This is a genomic window from Chitinophaga sp. (genome assembly GCF_035564935.1).
GTDB lineage: Bacteria > Bacteroidota > Bacteroidia > Chitinophagales > Chitinophagaceae > Chitinophaga.
Map to the genome: position 1 here is coordinate 1 of NZ_DATMTE010000214.1, position 1,727 is coordinate 1,727.

The following is a 1,727-nucleotide window of genomic DNA, read 5'->3' on the forward strand; positions in this document are numbered from 1 at the left end:
ATTACCGCTTTAAGGATCGCTACCTGTTCACGGTGAGTGCCCGGGTAGATGGTTCATCACGTTTCGGTATTAATAATAAATATGGATTCTTCCCTTCCGGCGCATTTGCCTGGCGGGTATCCGACGAAAATTTCCTGAAGAACAGCCGCGTCATCAGCGATCTGAAACTGAGGGTTAGTTATGGCATTACCGGTAATGATGGCATCGGCCTTTATAATTCCCTCCCGCAATACACCATTGGGAAAACAGTGTTTAACGACGTTGAGGTGCTGACCAACCAACTTTCGCGTATCGAAAGCCCGGATCTGAAATGGGAGAAAACTGCCCAGCTGGATATTGGTTTTGATGCCGGTTTTATGGGCAACCGGCTTACTGTAGTGGGCGATTATTACGTGAAAAACACCAGCGGGCTGCTGTTATATGTGGATCTGCCAGCCACTACAGGCGCCACCAGTGTATTACGCAATATCGGCAGCGTACAGAACAAAGGCTTTGAACTCGCAATTACCTCGGTAAATATCGACAAAGGCGGGAACGGGTTTAAATGGACCACGGCTGGTAATGTTTCTTATAATGAAAATAAAGTAGTATCACTTGCGAATGGCGTGGATCATTATTTTTCAGGATTAACCATTATAGAAGTCGGAAAGCCGCTGGGCTCATTCTATGGTAATGTATTTGATGGTATATGGCAAACAAAAGAACAGATTGCCGCTGCAGGCCCATTAGCGCAGGCCGGCAGTTTGCCGGGTGCATATCGTTGGAAGGATATAAACGGCGATGGCATCTACAATGAGTCCGGCGATCGTAAAGTGTTGGGTAATGGTCTTCCTAAATTTATTTTTGGGTTCACCAATAATTTCTCCTACAAGGGTTTTGACTTTTCTTTTTTCCTGCAGGGCGTGCAAGGCAACAAGATCTATAACAATTACACTACATTGATCGATGCACAATATAACCACCTGAAATCATATTATGTAAACCGGTGGACTGCCACGAATCCCAGCAATTCGGCCGGGGCTATACGCCAATGGGTTTTACCGGCTGTTTCTGATTATGCAATAGAAGACGGCTCATTTTTACGATTAAGGACTGTTACTTTGGGTTACCAGCTGCCAGGTTTTACAAAGGTCATAAGGAGGGCCCGCGTTTACATCAGTGCACAGAACCTGCTTACTTTCACTAATTACACAGGCTATGATCCTGAAGTCAACGGCGATTTCAACAGTAATACCCAATATGGGGTAGATAACTTCAATTACCCGCCGTCGAGGATCTACACGCTTGGTTTGTCTATTTCTTTATAATTAAATCCTGATAAAGATGAAATCACAATATAAGTTATCGAACAAGGCGCTGTTTGTACGCGGGCATGCGTTGCTGTGCGGTTTTCTGGCTATAACAATGATTTTTGGGGGAAGTTGCAAAAATAACCTCGTTGAGGTTCCATATTCATTCCTGGGAGAAGAGAACTCTTTCAAAACGGCAAGCGACGCCACTGTTGCACTTGATGCGGTGTACGACAGGCTGCGCGACATTTATAACATGACGATGATCAATCTGGCAGATGTAAATTCTGAGGAGCTGACTGTGCAATCAAATGTTGGCGCAAGCATACTGGAACTCGATAATAATCTTTATTCGCCATCCAATCCTTCTTTTGATGCGTTTTATACAAACTGTTATTTAACGATCGACAGGGCAAACAGGGTAATTAAGAATGTACC

Annotated in this window: 2 protein-coding genes; both read left to right on the plus strand. The window is 44.4% G+C overall.

What is annotated here, in order from left to right; genetic code table 11:
- On the plus strand, positions 1–1,307 hold a 1,307-nt coding region (locus VN105_RS05580), incomplete at its 5' end, for a SusC/RagA family TonB-linked outer membrane protein (RefSeq protein ID WP_325638759.1).
- A gap of 16 nt (positions 1,308–1,323) precedes the next feature.
- Positions 1,324–1,727: hypothetical protein (locus VN105_RS05585; protein ID WP_325638761.1), on the plus strand; the 404-nt coding region annotated here is incomplete at its 3' end.